The following is a 23,291-nucleotide window of genomic DNA, read 5'->3' on the forward strand; positions in this document are numbered from 1 at the left end:
GCTATCGAAGCGAGCCGGTGTTGGAGACGTAGGCCGTCTTTCCATCCGAAGACGCAACCCCCGCCAGGGTGGCGGGGTCCACAATCGCCAGCGTGTGGGTGGTCTTCGAGACGATGAGCAGAGAGCGCTTCGGCGTGGGCTCCGCGGCGCTCTGCTCCCACCGCGACACAGATCATCAGGGTGCGATCCAGTTGGACTGCACCCGGGTGGGGGCAGCCAGGGAAGGGGCCTCCGGACCGGACGACACCTGGAAGAAGGACACGAGGCGCCGGAGCGTCTCGGCTTGGGCCGACATCTCCTCGGCCGTCGAGGACAGCTCTTCGGCCGCCGAGGCGTTGCGCTGCGTGACTCGGTCCACCTGCTTCATCGCCTCATTCATCTGGGTCACCCCGGAGGCCTGCATGGTGGAACTGGAGACCACCTCCTGCACCAGCTCCGACGTCCTCCGGATGGAGGGCACCAACGCCTCGAGCAGGGTTCCCGAGCGCTCGGCCACCTTCACGCTCTGGAAGGCCATGGTGCCAATCTCTCGCGCCGCGCCCTGGGCGCGCTCGGCCAGCTTGCGCACCTCGGTCGCCACCACCGAGAAGCCCCGGCCGTGCTCACTGGCCCGCGCCGCCTCGATGGCCGCGTTCAGGGCCAGCAGGTTCGTCTGGTAGGCCATCTCCTCGATGATGGAGATCCGCTCGGCGATGGCACTCATCGCCTGCACCGTCTCCTTCACCGCATGGCCGCTCTCGGACGCCTCGGCGGCCCCCTGGAGGGCCATCTGCGCCATCTGCCGGCTGTGGTTGCCATTCTCATGGATGCTGGCGCTCATCCTCTCCAGGCCGGCGGTCGTCGCCTCCACGCTGCTGGCCTGCTCGCTGGTGCCCTGCGACAGCGACTGAGAGGCTGCCGCCACCTGCGCCGACGCCGAGGCCAGCGCCCGGGCGCCCTGGAGCACCTCGCGCAGCGTCTGCTCCAGCCGCTGCACCATGCGCTTCATGGCCGCCAGCATCTGGCCCGCCTCATCCCGGGTGGCCGCCTCGATGTGCACGGTGAGCTCGCCCTCGGCGATGCGGTCCGCGACACGGACCGCCTCCGCGAGAGGACGGATGATGCTCCGGGCCACGGCCAGGCAGAGCAGCGCCCCCAGCAAGAAGCTGGAGAACATCACGGCGAGGATCCACCGCCGGGCGGACTCGTGAACCGCGGCGGCCTGAGCGGTCGCCTGGCGCGCGCCTCCGATGAAGGAGCCCACCAGCGTGTTCAGCCGTTCCGAGACGGCTTTGAAGGACTCCTCCGTCTGGAGCTGGAGCGACGCCATACTTGGATCCCCCTTGGTTCGCCGGGAGAGTTCGAGCAAGCGCTGGTGCTGCTCGAGGTAGCTCGCCCAGTGCCTCTGGAGCTCGTCGACGGCCGCGCGCTCGGACTCCTTGCGTGAGGCCTGCTGGTAGGCCTGCAGGGACTGCGCGAAGTCCTCTCGGGCCTGCTTCGCCTCGCGTTCGAAGCGCTCCATCCTCTCGGGGGACGAGGCCACGAGGTGGCTCAGCTCAGAGGTGCGCAGCCGGTACAGGCTGCTGCGCAGCCTCGAGAGGTGTTGGACACTGGGGCCCCATTGGTTGGCCGCGTCGTCCGCCGCCTGGCGGAGCTGATCAATCACACCGAGGGCGAAAACCCCCAGCCCCGAGGACAGGAGCAGCAAGGAGAGGAAGGCCACCAGGAGCTTGGTGGTGATCTTGAGGTTCTGGAACCACGCCATGCAGACCTCGCGTGCGGAGGGCGGGATCTTCATGCGGAGCGGGGGGGTGTCCAGATTACGCGCTTCCCTGGGGCACAATGCCCCATCTGGAGCCAAAGACGGCGGGCGCACCGCTGGCTTCAGGAGGCGCCCCCCGGGTTGTCATCGCTGTCCACGCCGTTGACACCTCAGCGCCTGGGCCCAAAGTCAGGCACAAAGGTTTCGCGCCCTTACACGGTGGCTGTGCAGTTGCACAGGGCCTGCGCATGAGCGCCTCCTTCTATCTGTTGCTCGCGATCGGCCTGCTCGGGGCATTTGACGTCGTCTACTTCCACATCTACCGCTGTCGCCTGCACTCGAGGCCGGAGTGCAGACGCGAGGTGCTCTGGCACACCGTTCGTCATCTCGTGTACACGCTGCAGCTCTTCTGGGTGCCGCACCTGCGCTTCCATGGAGCAGCGCTCCTGATGCTGGGGGTGCTGTACGCCGCGGATGTCTTTGTCGCCTGGGCGGACGTCTGGGAGGAGCGGGACAGCCGTGCGCCTCAGGGCGGTTTGCCTCGGGGCGAGTACTTCATGCACGTGGTGCTCAGCTTGCTCGTGGGCCTCTACCTCATGACCACCTTCCAGGCCGTGTGGCCAGACCGGCTGCTGCCCACTGCGATCCGCGTGGAGCCCCCCGCGGTTCCCGTCGTGCTGCGGGCCTTCATGACGCTCATGGGCGCAGTGACGCTGGCGGCCTTCGTTCATGATCTCCGCCGGTGGATCTCTCGTCCTGCCGCACCGGCCGCCACGAACCACGAACTCCTCGCGCGCCGCATCGTGGTGGAGGCACTCATCCCTGCCCCCATTGAGCGTGTCTGGGAGCGCTCCCAAGATCCGGACTTGCACACGGGCTGGGATCTGCGCTTCTCCGCCATCCGCTACCTCCCCGGCCAAGACGCGCGCGGATTCCAGCTCATGGAGTACCGCACGCGCCTCGGCTTTGGGCTCGAAGTGACAGGGTGGGGCCGCTACCTGCAGAACGTCCCTCTCGAGCGCTCGACCTTCGAGTTTGGCTCGGAGGATCCGAAGAGCCTCATCACCCATGGGCGGGGAGTGTGGCTCTACGAGCGCCGGCCCGAAGGGACTTTCTTCAAGACGGTGTTCGACTACGAGACGCGCCACGGTGTGGTGGGCGAGCTGCTCGACTTCTGCCTCTTCCGCCCCCTGATGCAGCTGGCAACCGAGTGGAGCTTCGAGACGCTACGGAGGTGGTGCGAAGGGGACGAGCAGGCTGTGGCCCACCGGCGCTCACGCTGGCGCTTCCTCTGCTTCCTCCTGACGCGCGCGCTGGGCCGCAAGCCCGGGTCCGGAGCTGCGCGGAGCTGGTTGGGCTCAGGCCGAGCGTTTCCCCACCCGGCGCCTGTCGCCCACCCCATCGCGGAGGTGACGCCATGAGCATGCTCGCTTTGGGCACGGAGACAGCATGGGAGGGACCGGAACCCGCGGAGCTTGCCGAAGCGCGCGCCTACTCCCCCGAGGCCTCGGCCCAGGAGCTAGCTGCCTTCGTGTTCCGGCAGCGGAACTGCCGCCAGAGCCTGGCGGCGATGGAGTCCTTCTATCGCGCGCACCCGTGCCGCATGTCGCGCGTGCACCTGCTGGCTGCCAGCGCGGTGACACTGGGACGATTCTGGGGAGTCTCCTCCCCCTTCGCCCAGCTGGGAGCGGCAGTCATGCCGGTGGATACCTCGGGCCAGCCGCGGACCCAGGCTTGGGCGGCCTATGCGCGCGCGTGCGCGGAGGGACTCCCCTGGGAGGTGCGCGACGAGTGTTGGATCGACGCCCACATGCGTGACGTGGCTGGGGCCCGGGAGGCGGGGCTCGAGGCCGCCTTCCTCACCGAGGCACGGGCGCACGCGGAGGAGCCCCTGTGGCGGCTGCTCGTGCAGCACCTGGAGATGACGTTGGGAGCGCGCCTGTTCGATCAGCCAGCACTTGCCGGGGCGGTGCCAGGAGAGACCGCCATCGCCCACGGCATGGCTCTCGCGCTCGGGAGGTTGCTGCGTGCGGGCTGGAGCCTGCTGCGCCATTACGCGTGGGCCACAGCGCGGGGCCTGCTCAGCCCTCGGGGAGCGCGGCACGCGGGGTTGCTCGGCGATCGGCAGGTGGCGTGGGTGCTGCTCTCCAGCTTCCTCACCGCATGGACGGCCGCACGGGTCTACCGGCGGGGAGTACGCATGCTGCATCGCGGCCAGCAGGTAGCTTGCACCGATGGCTGGCCGCTCCTGGCTGCAACCCTGAGAGCGGACGTAAGCCAAGTGGACCCACGAGTCGTCCGCTTCTACTCCAACCCTGGGGCCTACGCGGTGCGAGCATCGGTAGATCTGCGGGGATGGGGCGCACGCCTCCTCGCCTGGATCGCCATCCGGCTCCTCGGCCAAGGAGTGTTCGACTGTGGTGCAAGGACATTCCCTGCGCGCTTCCGCACCTTCCGTCGTGCCGATGGCTCCATGCACTTCATCCGAGAGCTGTACTGCGACGGGCTGCTGAGGGTGTTCGACTCGGACTTCGTTGTGAGGAACGGCACCCTCTACGAGGTCTTCATCGAACAGGGTCTGGAGGTGGAGTTGGAGGTGCGTGCACTCGAGAGAGGCGGCGTATCGATTCGTGGTCGGCGCGTGCGCTGGCGGGGGTTGCCACTGCCTACCTTTGGGCTGGGAGTCGAGTTCCGCGCATTCCCAGATGGGAACGGAGCGGAGTGCGTCAGCATCACCGGGCTGCTGCTGCGGGAGGCGCGCGCGGGCGCACAGACACCACCCCAGGTACTGGGGATTCTTCGCTATCAGGCCTCGCATGAGTCCAAGGATAGGATTTGTGTTGACAAAACGTAGGCGGATGGAGTACACGTCTACACATTCGCCGCTGATAAAGCTGCGAACAGCGCGCAGAGTTCGCCCACCTTGGGGGTCGCGCTTTACAAAACTACCCTCTAAGCAGTGGAAGGTGGGCCGTCTCGCACGCAGGTGCGGAACGGCCTTCGTGCTTCTACGGCCGATGAGTGGGCGTTGCAGTCCCGTCGGAGCTGTAACCGTTCAACCGCCGAGCCTTTAGCCCTTCAGTGGGCAGGGAGAAGCACATGTGCAGCCACACCGGTAGTTCCTCGCAGCTCACGCCGTTGCAGCCGTTATCCAACTCCCAGCAGGGTTCCTTGCCCATAGACAAGCAGTGGGATTTCGAGCTGCAAGTCGCAGTCGCTAGACGCGGTGGTTCTGGGGAGCGACAGTGCTGGAAAAAACTCTATGAGGATGCGTACAAGTACGCGAAAAGTGGGCATTGGAGTCTGGCTGCTGCCAACTTCCAAGCGGCCTGCAACGCTCTGACGGTGGGTACAGAGGCGGATGCCGGTAGCAACGAACCGCCTCATCCATACATGATCATGCCCGTCCTCGGGCTCGCATACATTGTTGACAAGGTCAACGGCGGACATAACCCCTTGGAAGTACACCGCCGTCTGGTCCTCCTCTGTTTCCGCCTCATGCCTCTCTTCGCAGCTTGGGAGGAACTCGATGCCAAGCAGCATCGGCGTGATTTGCAACAGATTGCGCGTGAGATTGCTGAGACGAAAGAGCGTCTGGAACTGGCGCAACAGAGTCTTGAGCCCAATCAGCGCTTCGGGCCTGACACCGAAACCTCGAAGAAGCACGTCCGTGAGATTGCAGAGAAGTTGTTGAATCGCTTGGACGAGGCGAGAAAACAAGATGTTCCGCTCTCAAGCCTACAGACTGACCCGCGCATGAACGAGTAGCGCCCCTCCGGGGCGAAGTGAGCCGGGCTGATGAGCGCCCGGCTCCGTCTCTCCGCCACAGCTTTAAGACCAGCGAGCGGCCTCAACTCACCTCATGGCGCAAGACAGACAGGGAGGACTCACCGGAAGGCGTCCACGACGTAGGCCGCCGCAGTAGAGCCATCGAGGATCGCCATCCCGGGCTTGGACTCGGGGAGTTTGCGCATCTGGTCGTAGCTGAGCCGGGCTACCGCGCAGATAGGGATTTTCTCACTGTCCGGCGGATGCGCCTCATACCACCGGACAACCACCTGCGTGCCGGCCGTCCAAACCTGCCCGTACAAGCGAGTCGTTGCTTCAAGCGTGCCGAGTTCGTCCTTGAGCATGCTCTCAATCGGCCCGTCGTACAGGGTAATGCGCCGCGCGCTGATCTGGTTGGCGTCGAGTTCCACCCAAGCAGCATCCCCAACGTGCATTCTCAGGTAGCGCATCGCCTTCTTGGCTTCCTCCGGGCATTCCTGCGGCCCCGGCGTGCCGTCGGGTCGCAGCGACAATCCCCCGGCTGTGGTGCAGCTGAAAGACGTGGCGACAAAGATTCCCGAGCAGAACACAAGGGCTTTGAGGGCGGACATGCGGGGCGGTTCTACTGACGAATAAGCGAGGCTTCCAGTACCGCAGCCACCTGGAGGAGACCATCTCCACGGAAGATCTGAAGGGCAAGATCGGTCATGCCGCCGTCCTTCGTCTCGAACGCGCTCTTGTCCACGACTACCGCGATCTTCCCAGTCTGCCCAGGAGCAATGGTGGACCGATCCAAGCGGAGCGCAAAGGGCCGTGCCGTAAAGCTGGTGTAGTCACGGGTCACAAAGGCACCATCGAAGCTCCACGGTTCGCCGGAGTCGCCGTAGTAGGTGTTCGAGAGGTGAACCAAGACCGCTGCCTTTCCAGGCCCTGAGAAGAGCTCGACCGCGATGTCCATGTCCTCGTTTTTCGAGCGCCAAAATTTCTCTCGGCGGAACGGCGTCTTCTTCTGCTGACCGTTGGCAAGCAGCGTCGCATAGGCGTGATCAATGGAGCTCTCTTCCTCCCTGAGCCGCTGGTTCTCCTCTCGAAGCTTGCGCTCCTTTTTCAGGGAGTCATAGAGGGCCGACACCACCGCGTTGTAGCTGTCGGGATCCTTGAACACGTTGACCTGATGGTCCGTCCATCCCCACTTCTCGAAACTCCGCGGCTTCACGATGAACGGAATCTCGGTCCCGTCCACGAGCGTGACGAGCAAGGGAACCATCTCATCGCGGTAGAGTTCCCGGAGCGGCTCGATGACCACCTTCTTGCTCCCTACGAGCAGCGGCTCGAACCGCCCCTCCCAAGCCAACAGCTTCGTCTTCAATGGATCAACGTCCTGCTCGAAGCGGAGGACGGTGGCCACCTGACCAGAGACGTAGACAGTGCTCGTTGAGTTCTCTGGGTGCTCCGAGATCTTCTCGGTTCGGATGACTCCCTTGTCGTAGGGGTCCCGGGCCATTGCCACGCAGGGCACGAGCATCACAAGCAGGACACACCGGCAGGGTAGCAAGTCGCGCATCACGCACCCAACGTACTAGGATGGGTGAACGGCACACAACCTCCACCATCGCAGGCGCTGCATGGGACACTTCTGACGCCGGAGGGTTGGTCGGAATCGAGGGTCCGGGCCGGTCAGTAGGATGGTTCCCTGCGCGCCCTCTGCCGAGGAATCACCGGTCGTCAGGGCTCACTGGTGAGCCTTGGCCGCCGAGGGCTTCTCCCGGGCGTTCGGTCGTCAGGGCTCACTGGTGAGCCTTGGCCGCCGGGAGCTTCTCTAGGGCGTCTGGTCGTCAGGGCTCACCGGTGAGCCTTGGCCGCTCGCTCTACCCTGTCGTGTGTGGATTCTGCTCACCCGTGGCAGCTCAGGAGTTGACCAGGCCCTCCTCACTCCTCGTTTTCGGACGGTCCCCTCTCTTGATTAGGGTAGCCCCACCCCCATGAGTGCCTCCAAGCGCCGCCGCGTCCTGGACATCATCGCCACGGACAACACCTTCGAGCGCACCGACTTCCGGGGCCGCGAGGTCTGGCTCGGAAAGTGCCTACACTGCAACGCCCACCTCATGGTGGACCTGAACGGCGACCCCATCAGCCGGGCCACCATCGAGCACATCATCCCCCGCACCCATGGGGGAACCGATGCCCTGGAGAACCTCGGGCTGGCCTGTGCTCGGTGCAACCAGGGCAAGGGCTCCCGGCATGACCCCCGCTATAATAAGGATGCGCGCGCCCAGGAGCTGGTCGCCCGCCTCCAAGCCCGCCGCCGTGAGCGTTGGCGGATCCCCGAGGCCCCGGACTCCGAGGACTGAGGGCCGCTCTCTCATGGGCCGCATCACCCCGGCTGCTGCCCTCTGTTCCTTTGGACATGGCGCGGGCCCTGATCCGGCGCCGGTTCACCGCCACTTGGGACTCGTAGAAGAGAACGTCATCGCCAGGGCCCCCACGGCCGCGCCCTGCTAACCGCGCTGTGGTATTTGCGCAACTGCACGGGTGGGGCGCGCAACGAAAGAAGGTTGACAGTCAGGAGTTGATGGTCGATGGTCGCGCGCCGCGTTGGGACGGGAGCAGGAGGAGGGACCCGCCCGCGGCATCTCTCTTAGGGATTCGGGTCGTCGACTTTGATCGTGATTGCCATGCCTTGCGTGCGCTCCAAGCGTCGCCGTGACAGCTCCGATGCGGTGCGGCCCCCTCTTTTCCTGACCTCCGACGTCCTCCGCCCCAACGGAACGCTTTCCTCCTTGTCGCATTCCCCTGCTGTCCCCTGCTTGCCCCTGGTCCTGGTATGAGCGGCCCACTCTTTCCTCGCTGGACGAACACGGTCTCGCGGTTCTCCGCCGCGGGTCTCCTCGCCGTGCCCGCAATCGCCATCGGTGGCCTGATGGCTTACGTACGCTCGCCGTACGGCACGAACATGCAGCGCCCCTACGAGCAGCCGATCGAGTTCGACCACCGCCACCACGCCGGTGACGAGCAGATCGACTGTCGCTACTGTCACTGGTCGGTGGAGAAGTCGCCCTCGGCGGGCATCCCCTCCACCACCGTGTGCATGAGCTGCCACGCGCAGATCTGGAACAAGAGCCCGTACCTCACCGAGGTGCGCAAGGCCTTCTTCGCGGACCAGCCCATCCCCTGGGTGCGCGTCCACAACCTGCCGGACTTCGTCTACTTCAACCACGCCATCCACGTGAACAAGGGCGTCGGCTGCGTGAGCTGCCACGGCCGCGTGGACGAGATGGCGGCCATTGAGCAGAAGAAGCCCCTCACCATGGGCTGGTGCCTGGAGTGCCACCGCGATCCGAAGTCGCAGCTGCGGCCGCTCGAGTACATCACCAGCATGACCTGGACCCCGCCTGCTGACCCCAAAGAGGCTGCCGCCCTCGGGGAGAAGCTGGCGCAGGACTACGACGTTCACTCGCGGACGAGCTGCTCCACATGCCACCGATGAACCCGAAGAACGCCAGCGCTCCGTCGCAGGACACCCCCGCCTCCTTCGCGCTCCCGGTCGTCTCCGGCCAGGCCGCGGCGGCCGAGGCGCACGACCCCTCCCACCCGCACGACCACGACGAGGTCGGTGCGGCGCTGGACCACGCGGCCCAAACGGGCGGGTCCACCGAGAACGGGTACGGCAAGACGTACTGGCGCAGCCTCGAGGAGCGCCTGGGCAAGCCCGAGTACCTGGAGACGGTGGGCCCCGAGTTCCCCGAGGGCGCGGACCTGCCGCCCACCGGCGTGGCCCGCCGCGAGTTCATGCAGTTGATCGGCGCCTCGCTGGCGCTGGCCGGCGCCACCGCTTGCACCACCCGCCCGTCGGATGAGCGGATGGTGCCCTTCACCAAGACGCCGCCCGAGCTGACCCCGGGCAACCCGCTGCACTACGCGTCGGGGATGACGTTCGCCGGCCACACCTCCGGCCTGCTCATCACCGCCCGTGAGGGCCGCCCCGTCAAGGTCGAGGGCAACCCGCAGCACCCGGTGAACCAGGGTGCCGCCGGCGTCTTCGAGCAGGCCTTCCTGCTCTCCTTGTATGACCCGCAGCGCGCCCGCGTGCTGCGCCAGGGCAAGGCGCCGCGCTCGGTGCGCACCTTCACCGAGGAAGTGGCCGCCCTGGTGGGCAAGGCCGCCACGGCGGACGGCGGCGCGCGCATCCGCTTCCTCACCGAGCCCAACGGCTCGCCGCTGACGGGCCACCTGCGCAGCCGCCTCCAGCAGAAGCTGCCCAACGCTCGCTTCTACACCCACACCACCATCGCCCAGGACCCGGCCAGCGAGGCCTCCCAGGCGGTGTTCGGGCAGGCACTGACGGCGCAGTACGACTTCTCCCAGGCGGACGTCATCCTCTCGCTGGATGCGGACTTCCTGGAGAGCCGCCCGTCCAACCTGGCCTATGCGCGCCAGTTCGCGCACCGGCGCGACCCGAAGATGGGCCCCGTCAGCCGCCTCTATGTGGCGGAGACGCGCTACTCCATCACCGGCGGCATGGCGGACCACCGCCTGCGCGTGCGCTCCGCGGACGTGCTCGGCGTGGCGGCCGCCATCGCTCAGGCCGTGGGTGGCCAGGCCTCCGGGCTCGCCTCGGCCGCAGCCTCCAAGAGTGCCGCTCCGGCTCACGGCGAGAAGTGGATCGCCGCGGTGGCGGGCGACCTGCGCAACACCGCCGGCCGCTGCGTGGTGGTCGCCGGTGAGCGTCAGCCCGCCGCGGTGCACGCCCTGGCCCACGCCCTCAACGTGGCGCTCGGCAACGTGGGCAAGACGGTGCGCTACCTGCCCGTCGCCACCGAGAGCTCGGGCGCGGCAGGCATCCGCGAGCTGGTGGCGGACCTCAAGGGCGGCAAGGCCGACACCCTGGTCATCACCTCGTGGAACCCGGTGTACGCGCTGCCGGCCGACTCGGGCCTGGCGGAGCTGCTGGATCCGGCGAAGAACACGGACCGCGCCAAGCTGAACGTCATCTACACCTCGCTCTTCGAGGACGAGACGTCGGCGCTGGTGGACTGGTTCATCCCCGCCGCGCACCAGCTCGAGACGTGGAGCGATGGCCGCTCGTTCGACGGCACCGTCTCCATCGCCCAGCCGCTCATCCAGCCGCTCTTCAACGGCGTGCCGGAGTCCGAGCTGCTGGCCATGTTCCTGGACGAGCCCTTCCGTCCGGCCTACCAGCTGCTGCGCGACTTCTGGCGCGGCCAGGCCGCCGGTGTGGCGGACTTCGAGTCTCACTGGGAGACGCTCGTCTCCGTGGGCATCGTGCCGAACAGCACGTCCGCTCCGGTGAACGTGACGGCCAACCTGGACGGCGCCGCGGGCCTCATCAACACCTACCAGGCTCCGCAGTCGGCCGCCGGCCAGTACGAGATCAACTTCGTCCCGGACTACAAGGTCTACGACGGGCGCTTCGCCAACATCCCCTGGCTGCAGGAGCTGCCGGACCCCATCACCAAGCTGGTGTGGGACAACCCGCTGCTCATCAGCCCGAAGACGGCCGAGGAGCTCAAGGTCGAGCGCGGCGACGTGCTCGAGATCTCCTACGGTGGCCGCACGCTGCGGGCCCCGGTGTGGGTCGAGCCGGGCCACGCGGACGGCGCGGTGACGCTGCCGCTGGGCTACGGCCGCGCGGGCCTCCACGAGACGACGGCGCAGGGCAAGGGCTACAACGCCAACGTGCTGCGCACGCTGGATGCGCCCTGGTTCGGCGGCGGCGCCACGCTCACCAAGACGCGTGAGACGTACAAGCTGGTCTCCACGCAGCAGCACTGGAGCACCGCGGGCCGCCCCATCGCGCTGGACTTCACCCTGGACGAGTGGAAGACGAAGTCCTCCCACTCCATCCAGAGCGCGCTGGCGCGCACGCAGGGCCCGGACCTGGACACGCCGGGCAACCGGCAGAACCTGATGCCCGCCTACAAGTACGACGAGGTCGAGTACAAGTGGGCCATGGCCATCGACCTGGCGCGCTGCACCGGCTGCGCCGCGTGCGTGGTGGCCTGCCAGGCGGAGAACAACATCCCGGTGGTGGGCAAGGACCAGGTCGCCCGCAGCCGTGAGATGCAGTGGCTGCGCATCGACCGGTACTTCACCGGCTCGGGCATCTTCGAGGGCGGCTACGAGAACCGCGCCTCGCCGGACGCCGAGCCGCAGATCATCATGCAGCCGGTGGCGTGCGTGCACTGCGAGAAGGCGCCGTGCGAGTACGTCTGCCCGGTGAACGCCACCGTCCACTCGGACGAGGGCCTCAACGACATGGTGTACAACCGCTGCGTCGGCACGCGGTACTGCTCCAACAACTGCCCCTACAAGGTCCGCCGCTTCAACTACCTGCACTACACCAAGGGCAAGCAGCCGACCGAGAAGATGGCGATGAACCCGGACGTCACGGTGCGCAACCGCGGCGTCATGGAGAAGTGCACCTACTGCGTGCAGCGCCTCGAGCGGGCCCGCATCACCGCCCGCGTCGAGCGCCGGAAGATCACCTTCGAGCAGAACGCCGGCGACGGCAAGCAGGGTGAGCTCCACACCGCCTGCCAGCAGGCGTGCCCCACGCAGGCCATCGCCTTCGGCTCGCTGAACGATCCGCAGGCGCGCGTCACCCAGCTGCACAAGGACGAGCGCCACTACAAGCTGTTGCAAGAGCTGGGAACCCAGCCTCGCACCGTGCACCTCGTACGGTTGCGCAACCCGAATCCCGCCCTGGCTCAAGCGCCCAAGGCGCATGAAGGAGAGCACTGACCATGGCCGAGACCGCTGCCGCAGGCGCCGTCACGCTCGATCCCCTCGAGCCTCGGCCCCTCGTTGCCCCCCACCACGACGACAAGTCGCTCAATGACACGCTGCTGGACTACGTCTGGCAGAAGCCCGGCAAGGGCTGGCTCATGCTGTTCGGCATCACGCTGACGGCACTGGGTGGCCTGGTGCTCGGCGTGTCCTACACGCTGGCCAAGGGCATCGGCGTGTGGGGCAACAACCAGCCGGTGGGCTGGGCGTTCGACATCATCAACTTCGTCTGGTGGGTCGGTATCGGCCACGCCGGTACGCTCATCTCCGCCATCCTCCTGCTCTTCCAGCAGAAGTGGCGCACGAGCATCAACCGCTTCGCCGAGGCGATGACGCTGTTCGCGGTCATGTGCGCGGGCCTCTTCCCGCTCTTGCACACCGGCCGCCCCTGGTTCGCCTTCTGGCTCTTCCCGTACCCCAGCACCCTGGGCGCGTGGCCGCAGTTCCGCTCGCCGCTGGTGTGGGACGTGTTCGCCATCTCCACGTACCTCACGGTGTCCGCGCTGTTCTGGTACATCGGCCTCATCCCGGACCTGGCCGCGCTGCGTGACTCGTCCAAGACGAAGCTCCAGCGCATCCTCTACGGCATGTTCAGCCTGGGCTGGCGTGGCTCGGGCCGTCACTGGCACCACTACAAGATCGGCTACCTGATCCTGGCGGGCATCTCCACCCCGCTGGTGCTCTCGGTGCACACGATCGTGTCCTTCGACTTCGCCGTGTCCGTGCTGCCCGGCTGGCACGCCACCATCTTCCCGCCCTACTTCGTCGCCGGCGCCGTGTTCTCCGGCTTCGCCATGGTGGTGACGCTCATGGTCCCGGCCCGCAAGTACATGGGCCTCCGGGACGTGATTACGGACCGCCACCTGGAGAACATGAACAAGGTCATCCTCGCCACCGGCCTCATCGTGTCCTACGGGTACATGATGGAGCACTTCGTGGCGTGGTACTCCCAGAGCCAGTACGAGATCTGGACCTTCTACGTGAACCGCGCGCGGGGCCCGTACGCCGGCGTGTACTGGCTGATGATTGCCTGCAACGTCATCACCCCGAACATCTTCTGGTTCAAGAAGGCGCGCACCAGCATCCCCATCATGTGGGTGGCCGCCATCCTGGTGAACGTCGGCATGTGGTGCGAGCGCTTCATCATCATCGTCACCTCGCTGCACCAGGACTTCCTGCCCTCCTCGTGGGACATCTACACGCCCACCTGGGTGGACTGGACCATCTACATCGGCACGCTGGGCCTGTTCGGCACGCTCTTCATGCTGTTCCTCAAGTTCGTCCCCGCGGTGGCCATCAGCGAGGTGAAGGAGCTGCAGCAGGAGCTCAAGCACGCCGCCGCGCACCACGGCCACCACGGTGTTGAGCAGGCCGCGGCTGGCACCCTTACCCACGGAGCCCACTAAGTCATGGACGCCCCTGTCCTCGATAGCTGGGTGCTGGCGGAGTTCGCCACGCCCGACGATCTGGTGAAGGCCACCAACGAGATGCGCCTGAAGGGTTTTCAGGGCATGGACACCTACTCCCCGTACCCGCTGCACGGCGGGTCCGAGGCGCTGGGCCTGCCCCCCTCGCGAGTGCCGTTCATCGCCCTGGGCGGCACCATCACCGGTGCCTTCACGGCGCTGGCCATGCAGACGTACATGAACACCATCGACTACCCGCTCAACGTGGGTGGCCGCCCGCTGCTGAGCCTGCCGGCGTGGATTCCCATCACGTTCGAGCTGGCGGTGCTCCTCACGGCCTTTGGCGTGTTCTTTGGCGTGCTGGGCCTGAGCCGGCTGCCGCAGCCGTACCACCCGGTCTTCGAGCACGAGGCGTTCCGCTCGGCCTCCACGCACGGCTACTGGCTGAGCGTGCCGAAGCTGGCGGGCGTCAATGTGGATGACGTGCAGACCCAGCTCCAGTCCCTGGGTGCCACCCAGGTGACGGTCGTTTCGGGAGAGAAGGAATGAGGAAGCTCATCCCCGCCGTCGGGCTCCTGGCCCTGACTGGCTGTGAAATCCCGTCCGAGTTCCTGCAGCGGATGGAAGTGCAGTCCAAGTACGAGTACTACGAGACGTCCGAGTTCTGGGCGGACGGCCGCGCCATGCGCACCCCGCCCGAGGGCACCATTCCTCGCGAGGCGAAGGTGGGCAACCCGGGAATGACTTCGGGCCGCGTCAACGGCGCGCTGGTGGCCACCATCCCGGTGCAGGTGGACAAGGCCCTGCTGCAGCTGGGCCAGAAGAAGTACTCCATCGTCTGCGCGCAGTGCCACGGCACGCTCGGCGACGGCAACAGCATCGTCGCGGAGAACATGGGCCTGCGCCTGCCGCCGAGCCTGCTCGAGCTGTCGGACCGGCCTGCCGGCCACTTCTACACCGCCATCAACGAGGGCTATGGCGTGATGCCCTCGTTCAGCGGCGAGCTGGACACCCAGGAGCGCTGGGCCGTGGTGGCCTACGTGCGCGCGCTCCAGGCCGCCCGCGGTACCCGCGCGGGTGGTGAGAACCTTCCTCAGGAGAACCGATGATTGCCGAAGTGCAGCGTTACAGCGGAACGCCCAGGCTGATGGTGCCGGCCTTCGGCCTCGGCGCTCTCGGGCTCGCGGCCACCGCCGCGGGGGCCTTCGTGGACCCGCGCGCCACCGCGCACAGCTACCTCATCGCCTTTGCCTACTGGGTGGGCATCGCCGTGGCCTCGCTCATCATGGTGGCCATCTTCCACACGGCCAAGGCCAAGTGGATGACGGTGCTGCGCCGGGCCATGGAGAGCATGGCTGTCTCCATCCCCATCTTCGTGGTGCTCTTCATCGGCGTGGCCCTGGGCCTCAAGCACCTGTACCCCTGGGTGCCGGGCTCGGAGCTGGCCAAGGAGTTCACCGAGGTGGAGCTGGGCCACCTGGGCCACAAGCAGCACGGCTACCTGAACACCCCCTTCTTCTTCATCCGCCAGGCCATCTACTTCGGCGTGTGGATCTTCGTCAGCCAGCGGCTGCACAGCTGGAGCACCCAGCAGGACGAGGGCGGCCAGCTGGAGCTCACCGTCAAGCAGCGCTTCCTGTCCCCGGGCTCCCTGCCCTTCCTTGCGCTCACCATTACTTTTGCTGCGTTCGACTGGATGATGAGCCTCACGCCGCTCTGGCAGTCGACGATCTACGGCGTGTATTACTTCGCCGGCAGCTTCCTGGCGGCCTTCTGCGTGCTGACGCTCGCGACGATCAACGCCCAGGGTGACAAGAACCTGTACGGCAACCTGGTGACCACGGCGCACTACCACAACCTGGGCAAGCTGATGCTGGCCTTCGTGTCCTTCTGGGCCTACATCGCCTTCTCCCAGTTCCTGCTCGTCTGGATCGCCAACCTCCCCGAGGAGGCGCCCTGGTACCATGTGCGCATCTTCGGCGGCTGGCAGAACCTGTCCGTGGCGCTGTTCTTCCTCCAGTTCCTGTTCCCGTTCGCCGTGCTGCTGTCGCGCAACTTCAAGCTGAAGCAGCGCAACCTGGCCGTCATGGCCGTGTACCTGCTCACCATCCACCTGGTGGACCTGTACTGGCTGGTGTGGCCGGCCTACAACGACCACGGCCCGAGCTTCCACTGGACGCTCATCACCGCCTTCGTGGGCGTGGGTGGCACCTCCGTGGGGTTCGCCCTCTTCCGCGCCCGCGGCAAGTACACCGTCCCCGTGAAGGACCCGTACATCGCTGACTCGCTGAGGTACGTGCAGCCATGAAGAAGACCCAGGTCGAGCAGGAGTCGCGCGTCATCGTCGGCGCGCACGGAGTGGCGGCCGAGGAGGACCACCTGGTCCTCGGCAAGGTCGTCCGCGTGGGCCTCATCTCGCTGTTCATCTTCGCGGTGGGCGCCGTGTGGGCCTGGCGGTTCCAGGTCTCCATCGAGCGCGAGCTGCAGCCGGACGGCCCTCCGCCCAAGCCGATGGCCATCGGCCAGTACGAGATTGGCATCGTCAACCAGCGCATGTTCGAGCAGGACTCGCACGCCGCGGAGAAGATCGCTTCTCAGCAGCAGGCGCTGAAGAACGGCTGGGGTGACAAGCCGGGCGTGGCCGCCCACCCGACGATCGAGCAGGCCATGGACCGCGTCATCGCGGACGCCCAGAAGCCGCCTCCGCCGCCCCCGGCTCCCGCGCCCCAGACGGCGCCCGCTCCGGCTCCCACTTCTCCCACCCCTCACAAGTAGGCTCGCTTCCGATGTCGATGTACTCCCCCCACCTCTTCTTTGGCTCGCGCGCCGGCTGGCGCCTGGGGCTTGCCGTGGCGGCGCTCGTGCTGGGCGCCTCGCTGCCGGCGTCCGCCCTGCCCGGAGGAGGCAAGACGCCCCAGGCCATCGTGAACGCGGACCAGCCTCCGCAGGTCCAGGGCGTGGACGTGGAGGAGCACCTCGGGGAGCCTGTGCCCCTGGCGGCCCGCTTCACGGATGAGACGGGCCGCGAGGTGACACTCGGCCAGCTGTTGCCCAAGGACAAACCGTCCCTGGTGACACTGGTGTATTACGAGTGCCCCATGCTCTGTAACCTCGTCATCAATGGCCAGGTGGCCGCCATGCGCGAGGTGGGGCTGGAGCTGGGCAAGGACTACGAGGCCATCACGGTGAGCATTGACCCCAAGGACACTCCGGCCCAGAGCGAGGCGCGGCGCCGCCGCCACCTGCAGGCCATGGGCAAGCCGGAGAGCGCTCCCTGGCACTTCCTCACGGGCACCGAGGAGAACATCCGCCTGCTCACCGAGGCCGTGGGCTTCAAGTACAAGTACGACGAGAGCACCAAGCAGTACGCCCACCCCGCGGTGGTGCATGTCATTACCCCGGAAGGCAGCGTGTCCCGCTACCTGTACGGCACGAGCTTCCCCGCCAAGGACATGAAGCTGGCCCTGGTGGAGGCCAGCAGCGGGCGGGTGGGGACGAGCTTCGACCGAGTGGTTCTGTCCTGTTTCAAGTATGACGCCGCCATGCGGCGGTACAGCTTCTACGTGTTTGGGTTCATCCGGACGGGGGCGCTGATGGTGTTAACCGCGCTCTCGGGGATGCTGATCTATTTCTGGAGGCGCGAGCTGAAGAAAGGCGCTGCGGCATGAGCAACTTCGCTGACAAAATCCTCTTCCTTCCGGAGCGCGCGTCGACGTTCGCGGAGAAGGTCGACCAGCTCCACTATTTCGTCGTCGGCGTCACCATGGTGTCGTCGATCGCGGTGGGCCTGGCGGCGATCTTCATGTTCTTCCGCTACCGCCGCCGGGTGCCCAACCAGCACACCGAGTACGTGGTGCCGAACCTGCCCACGGAGTTCCTCTTCGTCTCCGTGCCGCTGGTGTTCTTCCTGCTCTGGTTCGCCATCGGCTTCCGGGACTTCGTCTTCTACACCACGCCTCCCAAGGACACGTACGACGTGTACGTGATGGGCAAGCAGTGGATGTGGAAGTTCGCGTACCCGGAGGGCCCCAACGGCGTGAACGTGCTGCACGTTCCCGCGGGCCGCCCGGTGCGCCTGCTCATCACCTCGCGTGATGTGCTCCACTCCTTCTACGTGCCGGCCTTCCGCATCAAGATGGATGCGCTCCCGGGCCGCTACACGCAGGCGTGGTTCGAGGCCACCAAGCCCGGCACCTACCAGGTGCTGTGCACGGAGTACTGCGGCCTCTCCCACTCGAAGATGCTGGCGGAGGTGGTGGTGCTCTCGCCGGAGGACTTCGAGGAGTGGCTGAAGGAGCAGAAGCGGGGCCGGCTGGCGGGCCGCCAGGACGCGCTGGCGGACACCTCGCTGGTGCCGCCGGTGGCGCGCATGGCCGAGCAGGGCCAGCGGCTGGCCGGTACCCAGGGTTGCTTCAAGTGCCACACCATGACGGGTGAGCCGCACATCGGCCCTACCTTCCTGGGGATGTACAACCGGGAGGAGAAGCTCGAGGACGGGAAGACGATCCGCGTGGACGAGGCCTACATCACCCAGTCGATGATGGACCCGGGGGCGCATATCGTGTCCGGGTACAAGAACGTGATGCCGACCTTCCAGGGCAAGCTGCAAGGCGCGGAGACGGCCGCCATCGTCGAGTTCATCAAGTCGCTGCGCACGCCGAACGTGCGCGAGGGCGCTTCTCAGGGACCTGCTTATGAACCCATCCAGTAGCACGACTGCAGAGGGTGTCCTGCCCGCGCACGACGCCCACGACGCGCACCACGACCACCCGAGCTATCTGGTGGACGGCACCACGATCAAGTCGTGGCTGCTGACGGTGGACCACAAGCGCATCGCCATCATGTACCTGGTGTGGATCCTGCTCTTCTTCTTGGTGGGCGGCATCTTCGCGATGGCCATCCGCATCGAGATGCTGACGCCGGGTCCGACCATCATGGACGCGATGACGTACAACCGTACGTTCACGCTCCACGGCATGGTCATGATCTTCTTGTTCATGATTCCGGCCATCCCGGCGGTGTTCGGCAACTTCGTGCTGCCGCTCATGCTGGGCGCCAAGGACGTGGCGTTCCCCAAGCTGAACCTGGCCAGCCTCTACATCTACCTGGCGGGTGCGTTCCTGGCGCTGTGGGGCATGATCAACGGCGGCCTGGACACGGGCTGGACGTTCTACACCCCGTACAGCACGCACACGACGACGACGGTGGCGCCGGTGCTCTTCGGCGCGTTCATCATCGGCTTCAGCTCCATCGCCACGGGCCTGAACTTCATCGTCACCATCCACACGATGCGCGCGCCGGGCATCACCTGGTTCAAGCTGCCGCTGTTCGCGTGGGCGCTCTACGCCACCAGCTGCATCCAGGTGCTGGCCACGCCCGTCATCGGCCTGCTGATGGTGATTGTCACCGGTGAGCAGCTGTTCCACTTCGGCCTGTTCGACCCGGCGCGCGGCGGCGACCCGGTGCTCTTCCAGCACCTGTTCTGGTTCTACAGCCACCCGGCCGTGTACATCATGGTGCTCCCCTCCTTCGGCGTGATGTCCGAGGTGGTGGCCACCTACAGCCGCAAGAACATCTTCGGCTACCGGGCGATTGCCTACTCCAGCCTCGGCATCGCCTTCGTGGGCTTCTTCGTGTGGGGCCACCACATGTTCGTGTCGGGGCAGTCCACCTTCGACGCGGGCGTGTTCGGCGTGCTCACCATGCTGGTGGGCGTGTTCACCGCCATCAAGGTCTTCAACTGGGTGGGCACCGTCTACAAGGGCGCGGTGGACTTCAAGACGCCGTTTGCCTACTTCTGCGGCTTCCTGTTCTTCACCGTGTTCGGTGGCATGACGGGCATCGCGGTGGCGACCACGTCGCTGGACGTGCACTGGCACGACACCTACTTCGTGGTGGCGCACTTCCACTTCATCATGGTGGGCGCCACGGTGATGGCCTTCCTGGCCTCGCTGCACTACTGGTTCCCGAAGATGTTCGGGAAGACGTACCACGAGGGCTGGGGCCTGGTGGCCGCGGCGTTCATCATCCTGGGCTTCAACGCCACGTTCATCCCGCAGTTCCTCCTGGGCAACTACGGCATGCCGCGGCGCTACTTCGAGTACCCGGAGCGCTACCAGGCGCTGAACGTGGCCTCCACGGCGGGCGCCTCGCTGCTGGCGTTCGGTTTCCTCATCATCGCCATCTACCTGGTGTACTCGCTGGCGTATGGCCGGGCTTCGGGGCAGAACCCGTGGCGCAGCAAGGGCTACGAGTGGCTGTCCGCCTCGCCGCCGCCGACGCACAACTTCGTGGGCCCGCAGCCCACCTACCCTGAAGAGCCCCACTTCTACGTGGATCCGAAGAAGGCCGAGGTGCCCGATGTCGTCTAGTGCTCACAGTGCGGCGGCCTCGCCGGGGGTTCCCCGGCTGGCGCAGCACTTTGCCTCGATCGAGGTGCAGAACCACGCGGCCCGCCTGGGCATGTGGCTCTTCCTCTCGACGGAAATCCTGCTCTTCGCGGGCCTGTTCGTCTGCTACGGCTGCTACCGCTACCTCTTCCCCGAGGCGTTCGCGGCGGCCAGCCGGCACCTCGACTTGACGATGGGCACCGTGAACACGGTGGTGCTCATCACCTCCTCGCTGACGGCGGCGCTCGCGGTGCACTACGCGAAGGAGGGCAAGAACGGCGTGGTGGCGCTGATGTTCGCGCTGACCATCGGTATGGCGTGCATCTTCCTCGTCATCAAGGGCTTCGAGTACAGCCACAAGTTCGCCGAGGGCGCGCTGCCGGGTCCGTACTACCGCATGGAGGCGGTGCAGCTGCCGGGCGTGCCGCTGTACTTCACCATCTACTTCCTGGCCACGGGCCTACACGCCTTCCACGTGGTTGTGGGCATGAGCGTGCTGGTGTGGCTGATGTTCAAGGCGATGCGTGAGAAGAACTTCGGCCCCAACAACTACGTCGCCGTCGAGCTGGGCAGCATGTACTGGCACCTCGTGGACCTGGTGTGGATCTTCCTCTTCCCGCTGCTGTACCTCATCTAGGAGTGCTTCATCATGGCTGTTGCGAATGAGTCTTCTCAGGAAGCGCACAACATGGAGCACCATGGCGCGGGCCGTTACTACGTCGTGTGGGGCGCGCTCCTGGTCCTCACGGTTGTGACGGTGGTCACCGGCAGCGTGCACATCCCCAACTTCGCGCTGGCGTTGGCGCTGCTCATCGCCACTGTGAAGGGATCGCTGGTGCTGCTGTTCTTCATGCACCTGACTGACCACAAGGGCGCCAACCGGCTGGTGATGGCGGTGTCGTTCCTGTTCGTCATCATGATGCTGATCATGCCCATGGCGGACTTCGCCACGCGCTTCCGTCCGGCGAACCCGGCGGGCTCGCACCTGAGCGATCTGCCGGACCTGAACTTCATCGAGGGCAAGACGTCCACCCACGGTGGCACGGGTGGCGCGCACGGCGCTCAGGGCGGCGCTCACGGGACCCCCAGCGGGCACTGAGCCTCCCCCACCCTTCTCTGAAGTCTCCGCGCGGCGCCGAGGGTTCTCCCCGGCGCCGCGTGGCGTTTGCGGGGCCATGGGATTGAGGACCGGGGGTTGCAGATGCGGCTCGTGACGTGTGGCCATTCCTGGCCAAAGTGGATTCGCGCAGTGAGTGGGCTTGCGCTGCTGGCGTGGCTCACCGCGTGTGCGGCTCCACCTTCCCGAGCCAGTCCTCGGTGGTACGCGCAGGCCGGCCCCGGGCAGTCCTCCATTGAGGTGGACTTCGAGGCACCCTCTCCAGCGCAGCAGGATGTCCTGCGGCAGCGTGGCATCCGCCTGCCGCAGAGCGCACAGGGCCTCGCTGACCCGCGAGCACACCGGGATTTTGTCGACCTCCGCGTCACGTCCGTGGGCTTCGGCATCAGCGAGGGTGGGTGGATTCTGTTCTGCGAGGGACTGCCCCTGCCCATCCTCGTCCCCGAGAACCAGGTCGACCTGGGGCTCACCCGCGCCCAGCCGTTGAATGCCTCCATCTACCCGGATCGGGAGGCAGCGCTGGCGGAGCTGTCCGCAGGTGGATCTGGAGCCACCCGCGCAAGCTACGCCTATTACCGCGGAGCGGACGGAGCCCTCGTCGTACCCACCGTCTTCTCACCGGCCACCACGCCTCGCATTGCCCGGACGATGCTCGAAGTGCGCAAGGACCTGTCGCAGACGGTCGAGCGCGACCTGAAGGTCGCGCTGTTGACCCTGACGGGGACCCAAGTCCTGCGGGGCGTCTTCTCGAGGGTGGTGCGGGCAGCCCCGGAGCCACAGGCTCCCTCTTTTTCCCCTCAGCAGGGCCTCAGGGGGGAAGCTCCAGCGCGGCCACCACCGGAGCCCCGAGCTGGCCCACCGGCTCCAGAACCTGCGCCGGCACCAGCCCCTCCAGCACCGGGCCGCCTCGCACCGTCGCCGGGACTGGTTGAAGCGCTCAGCGGAAAGAACCCAACGACGCCGGTTGCTCCTAGGCCGCGCTTACCTCAGGACGCCGCTGTCAGCCCCGCGGTGCCTGGAGAACTGCCGCGTAACCGTCCCATCAGCCGCAGTCCCAGCCAGAACGCGCAACTCCAGGTGGACATCAAGTACTTGCAAGGGCTCGGTGCCAAGAACATCCGCGTCAACCAGCAACAACTCACGTCGGAGAACCACTCGCGCGTGGGAATCAACCGGCCTGATCTGCAATTCGACTATAAGGACCGCCGATACTCCGTGGAGTACGACTCCCCTGCGTCGGGCCGTGGCTCTAGCCACCAGTCGCGCCTCACCTCCAATGACCCGGACGCGGAGATCATTCTTTTGATCGTCCCCTGAGGCATGAGGCACTCCTGATGACCCAAGACATGAAGGGGCTGCTCCTAGAGGACCGCTGGGCTCCTGTCACTTCAGAGATGGGCTTCCTAGAGCTCAGCGCGGAGCAAGCGGCCCGTGGCTTCGCCACCTGGCAGCAAGCATTGGAGGCTGATCGTGGCGTCACCGTGGGGGTGCGCCCCGTCTCGGGCTCTCTGCAGCAGGTTCTCTCCAGCCTGTTGCCCCTGACCGGTGGAGAGTCGCGGCGGTACCTCTTCATTCCGACCCACAGCGCCTGGACAGCGTACGTCGAGAGCCAGTGGACCGGGACCGACGCCTCGAGCGCCATGGGCTACCTGTCCCGGACTCTGGGCTGCCGGGGCCTGCGGGTCGTCGCGGTGCCCCATACACTCCGCAAAGGCCAGGGTCGCTACGGAGCTGTCATCCTTGAGGTCTATGCCCCCTACGACATGGCTGGGCTCAACTACCTGCGCACCCTTTATGCGGCGAATGACGGGGGCCGCTGGGTCTTCGGCCAGTCTGGCGAACCCTTCCCCTTCGAGAAGCCCGAGCACTACCAGGCGCACCGGGTCAGGGACCGCTTCACCTTCGACATGCTCAAGGACTACCTGCGCCACCTGGGGCTGTCCCCCTTCGAGGAGGATTTCTACCTGCCGAAGGGGGCACCTGCGCTCCTTGTGGAGAAGACGGGCCCCACCTACCCCACCTACAGGGAATACACCTTGGAGCAGGCCCGCGAACGCCTGTGA

At 66.3% G+C, this 23,291-nt stretch carries 22 protein-coding genes; 18 read left to right on the top strand and 4 right to left on the bottom strand.

Features of this window, described 5'->3' with window-relative positions; all coding sequences use genetic code 11:
* Position 1: 1 nt before the first annotated feature.
* The gene (locus tag DB31_RS49225; RefSeq protein ID WP_205628607.1) at positions 2 to 169 is read right to left on the bottom strand and encodes a hypothetical protein; all 168 of its coding nucleotides are present in this window, start codon (positions 167 to 169) and stop codon (positions 2 to 4) included.
* Between the two features lie 6 nt (positions 170 to 175).
* Positions 176 to 1,777: a methyl-accepting chemotaxis protein gene (locus DB31_RS32100; protein ID WP_052420423.1), complete on the bottom strand. Its 1,602-nt coding sequence runs from the start codon at positions 1,775 to 1,777 to the stop codon at positions 176 to 178.
* Positions 1,778 to 1,989: 212 nt separating this feature from the next.
* Between DB31_RS32100 and DB31_RS32105 the strand changes: the two genes are divergently transcribed.
* The 3 genes from DB31_RS32105 to DB31_RS49230 all read left to right on the top strand — a co-directional run bounded on the left by DB31_RS32105 (position 1,990) and on the right by DB31_RS49230 (position 5,509).
* Positions 1,990 to 3,162, top strand: coding sequence for a hypothetical protein (locus DB31_RS32105; protein WP_052420424.1), 1,173 nt, complete (start codon positions 1,990 to 1,992; stop codon positions 3,160 to 3,162).
* Positions 3,159 to 4,595 carry a DUF4166 domain-containing protein gene (locus DB31_RS32110; protein WP_044194613.1) on the top strand — a complete coding sequence of 479 codons (1,437 nt, stop codon included), beginning with the start codon at positions 3,159 to 3,161 and terminating at the stop codon, positions 4,593 to 4,595. Before DB31_RS32105 ends, DB31_RS32110 begins: the two co-directional genes overlap by 4 nt.
* Positions 4,596 to 4,840: 245 nt before the next feature.
* Entirely contained in the window at positions 4,841 to 5,509 is a 669-nt protein-coding gene (locus DB31_RS49230) for a hypothetical protein (protein ID WP_157232278.1), read from the top strand.
* Positions 5,510 to 5,628: 119 nt separating this feature from the next.
* Here DB31_RS49230 and DB31_RS32120 read toward each other — a convergent pair whose 3' ends face one another.
* Positions 5,629 to 6,120, bottom strand: coding sequence for a hypothetical protein (locus tag DB31_RS32120; protein WP_044194618.1), 492 nt, complete (start codon positions 6,118 to 6,120; stop codon positions 5,629 to 5,631).
* 11 nt (positions 6,121 to 6,131) lie between these two features.
* Positions 6,132 to 7,073 carry a DUF2381 family protein gene (locus DB31_RS32125; protein ID WP_044194622.1) on the bottom strand — a complete coding sequence of 314 codons (942 nt, stop codon included), beginning with the start codon at positions 7,071 to 7,073 and terminating at the stop codon, positions 6,132 to 6,134.
* A 418-nt stretch (positions 7,074 to 7,491) separates the two neighbouring features.
* Between DB31_RS32125 and DB31_RS32130 the strand changes: the two genes are divergently transcribed.
* The 15 genes from DB31_RS32130 to DB31_RS32200 all read left to right on the top strand — a co-directional run bounded on the left by DB31_RS32130 (position 7,492) and on the right by DB31_RS32200 (position 23,291).
* Positions 7,492 to 7,860, top strand: coding sequence for an HNH endonuclease (locus DB31_RS32130; RefSeq protein WP_044194625.1), 369 nt, complete (start codon positions 7,492 to 7,494; stop codon positions 7,858 to 7,860).
* Between the two features lie 473 nt (positions 7,861 to 8,333).
* Entirely contained in the window at positions 8,334 to 8,996 is a 663-nt protein-coding gene (locus DB31_RS32135; protein ID WP_044194627.1) for a cytochrome c3 family protein, read from the top strand.
* Positions 8,993 to 12,271 carry a TAT-variant-translocated molybdopterin oxidoreductase gene (locus tag DB31_RS32140; protein ID WP_044194630.1) on the top strand — a complete coding sequence of 1,093 codons (3,279 nt, stop codon included), beginning with the start codon at positions 8,993 to 8,995 and terminating at the stop codon, positions 12,269 to 12,271. The genes DB31_RS32135 and DB31_RS32140 overlap by 4 nt, the downstream gene beginning before the upstream one ends.
* A 2-nt stretch (positions 12,272 to 12,273) precedes the next feature.
* Positions 12,274 to 13,722 carry an NrfD/PsrC family molybdoenzyme membrane anchor subunit gene (nrfD, locus tag DB31_RS32145; protein WP_044194633.1) on the top strand — a complete coding sequence of 483 codons (1,449 nt, stop codon included), beginning with the start codon at positions 12,274 to 12,276 and terminating at the stop codon, positions 13,720 to 13,722.
* Positions 13,723 to 13,725: 3 nt separating this feature from the next.
* The gene (locus tag DB31_RS32150) at positions 13,726 to 14,271 is read left to right on the top strand and encodes a DUF3341 domain-containing protein (protein ID WP_044194636.1); all 546 of its coding nucleotides are present in this window, start codon (positions 13,726 to 13,728) and stop codon (positions 14,269 to 14,271) included.
* Positions 14,268 to 14,831: a c-type cytochrome gene (locus DB31_RS32155; RefSeq protein ID WP_044194639.1), complete on the top strand. Its 564-nt coding sequence runs from the start codon at positions 14,268 to 14,270 to the stop codon at positions 14,829 to 14,831. The genes DB31_RS32150 and DB31_RS32155 overlap by 4 nt, the downstream gene beginning before the upstream one ends.
* On the top strand, positions 14,828 to 16,030 hold the full coding sequence (locus DB31_RS32160; protein WP_044194641.1) for a hypothetical protein: 1,203 nt from the start codon (positions 14,828 to 14,830) through the stop codon (positions 16,028 to 16,030). Before DB31_RS32155 ends, DB31_RS32160 begins: the two co-directional genes overlap by 4 nt.
* The gene (locus tag DB31_RS32165; RefSeq protein ID WP_044194644.1) at positions 16,027 to 16,497 is read left to right on the top strand and encodes a hypothetical protein; all 471 of its coding nucleotides are present in this window, start codon (positions 16,027 to 16,029) and stop codon (positions 16,495 to 16,497) included. The genes DB31_RS32160 and DB31_RS32165 overlap by 4 nt, the downstream gene beginning before the upstream one ends.
* Positions 16,498 to 16,514: 17 nt before the next feature.
* Entirely contained in the window at positions 16,515 to 17,390 is an 876-nt protein-coding gene (locus tag DB31_RS32170; RefSeq protein ID WP_157232282.1) for an SCO family protein, read from the top strand.
* Positions 17,387 to 18,433: a cytochrome c oxidase subunit II gene (coxB, locus tag DB31_RS32175; protein WP_044194649.1), complete on the top strand. Its 1,047-nt coding sequence runs from the start codon at positions 17,387 to 17,389 to the stop codon at positions 18,431 to 18,433. The genes DB31_RS32170 and coxB overlap by 4 nt, the downstream gene beginning before the upstream one ends.
* Positions 18,417 to 20,093 (top strand): cbb3-type cytochrome c oxidase subunit I, encoded by a 1,677-nt coding sequence (locus tag DB31_RS32180; protein WP_044194651.1) that lies wholly within the window; start codon positions 18,417 to 18,419, stop codon positions 20,091 to 20,093. Before coxB ends, DB31_RS32180 begins: the two co-directional genes overlap by 17 nt.
* Positions 20,083 to 20,748: a cytochrome c oxidase subunit 3 family protein gene (locus tag DB31_RS32185; protein WP_044194653.1), complete on the top strand. Its 666-nt coding sequence runs from the start codon at positions 20,083 to 20,085 to the stop codon at positions 20,746 to 20,748. The genes DB31_RS32180 and DB31_RS32185 overlap by 11 nt, the downstream gene beginning before the upstream one ends.
* 12 nt (positions 20,749 to 20,760) lie before the next feature.
* On the top strand, positions 20,761 to 21,210 hold the full coding sequence (locus DB31_RS32190; RefSeq protein WP_044194655.1) for a cytochrome C oxidase subunit IV family protein: 450 nt from the start codon (positions 20,761 to 20,763) through the stop codon (positions 21,208 to 21,210).
* Between the two features lie 150 nt (positions 21,211 to 21,360).
* Entirely contained in the window at positions 21,361 to 22,545 is a 1,185-nt protein-coding gene (locus DB31_RS49235) for a hypothetical protein (RefSeq protein ID WP_157232279.1), read from the top strand.
* A gap of 17 nt (positions 22,546 to 22,562) precedes the next feature.
* A complete protein-coding gene (locus DB31_RS32200; RefSeq protein WP_044194662.1) occupies positions 22,563 to 23,291 on the top strand; it encodes a hypothetical protein in 729 nt (242 codons plus the stop codon).

It is taken from the genome of Hyalangium minutum, from assembly GCF_000737315.1.
GTDB lineage: Bacteria > Myxococcota > Myxococcia > Myxococcales > Myxococcaceae > Hyalangium > Hyalangium minutum.